Raw genomic sequence first — 1,388 nt, forward strand, 5'->3', positions numbered from 1 at the left:
TTTTATCATTTTAGCCAAGAAGACTCCTTCCTCAAGGAACGCGAAGTGAGTAGGTGGGAGATGAATTGGCTTCGAACAAGGGATGGCAGGAAGCCCTCTTAATTGTTCGACATACATAAATTGTTACTACACTTCCTAGCGAATGTATGTTTGTTGTATAATAGACACATATTGAAATGGAGGTGAAATGAATGATGATCAATAAAGCATATAAATTTCGTATCTATCCAAATATATCACAAGCGATCCTAATCAATAAAACGATTGGTTGTTCTCGTTTTGTATTCAATCATTTCCTATCCCTATGGGATAATGCATACAAAGAAACAGGAAAAGGTTTGACATATGGTACATGCTCTGCCAAACTTCCTGCCATGAAGAAAGAGTTTGTTTGGCTAAAAGAAGTGGATAGTATTGCTATTCAATCGTCTGTTCGCAACCTTGCGGATGCTTATACACGCTTTTTCAAAAAACAAAACAGTGCCCCGCGTTTCAAATCTAAGAAGAACAACGTACAATCTTATACCACAAAACAAACAAATGAAAACATTGCTGTTGTAGGAAACAAAATGAAATTGCCAAAGCTAGGTCTTGTTCGATTTGCCAAAAGTCGTGAAGTAAAGGGACGTATTTTAAATGCTACGGTTAGACGGAATCCTTCTGGCAGATACTTTGTGTCATTATTAGTTGAAACAGAAGTGCAAGAACTTCCGAAAACACAATCTTACATTGGAATGGATGTAGGACTAAAAGATTTTGCCATTTTGTCAGATGGAACAACCTATGAAAATCCGAAGTTTTTTCGATCATTAGAAGAGAAGTTGGTGAAAGCACAGCGTGTTCTTTCTAGAAGAACGAAAGGATCTTCCCGTTGGAATAAACAGCGAGTAAAGGTAGCCAAAATTCATGAATACATGGCAAATGCTAGAAAAGATTACTTGGACAAAGTCTCAACTGAAATCATCAAAAACCACGATGTTATCGGTATAGAGGATTTGCAAGTATCGAATATGTTAAAGAATCATAAGTTAGCAAAAGCAATTAGTGAGGTATCATGGTCACAGTTTCGAGCCATGTTGGAATATAAAGCAAAATGGTACGGCAAACAAGTCATTGTCGTATCGAAAACATTTGCTTCAAGCCAATTATGTTCTTGTTGTGGATATCAAAACAAAGACGTTAAAAATCTAAACCTACGTAAATGGGACTGCCCTTCTTGTCGTACACATCATGATAGGGATATTAACGCAAGTATCAATCTAAAGAATGAAGCGATAAGGCTTCTAACCGCAAGGACTGTGGAGATAGCCTAATAAATTAGAGTTCGATAGAACTCTTTACTTAGGAATCCCCCACTTCTAAACGAAGTGAAAGTGGGGGTAGTTCAA

1 protein-coding gene is annotated in these 1,388 nt (G+C 37.1%); it reads left to right on the top strand.

What is annotated here, in order from left to right:
* Positions 1–191 precede the first annotated feature (191 nt).
* Positions 192–1,313 carry an IS200/IS605 family element RNA-guided endonuclease TnpB gene (gene tnpB / locus BWGOE10_RS29210; RefSeq protein WP_070146003.1) on the top strand — a complete coding sequence of 374 codons (1,122 nt, stop codon included), beginning with the start codon at positions 192–194 and terminating at the stop codon, positions 1,311–1,313.
* Positions 1,314–1,388: the final 75 nt, after the last annotated feature.

Origin of the sequence: Bacillus mycoides (assembly GCF_001757995.1) — a bacterium.
Taxonomy (GTDB): Bacteria; Bacillota; Bacilli; order Bacillales; family Bacillaceae_G; genus Bacillus_A; species Bacillus_A mycoides_B.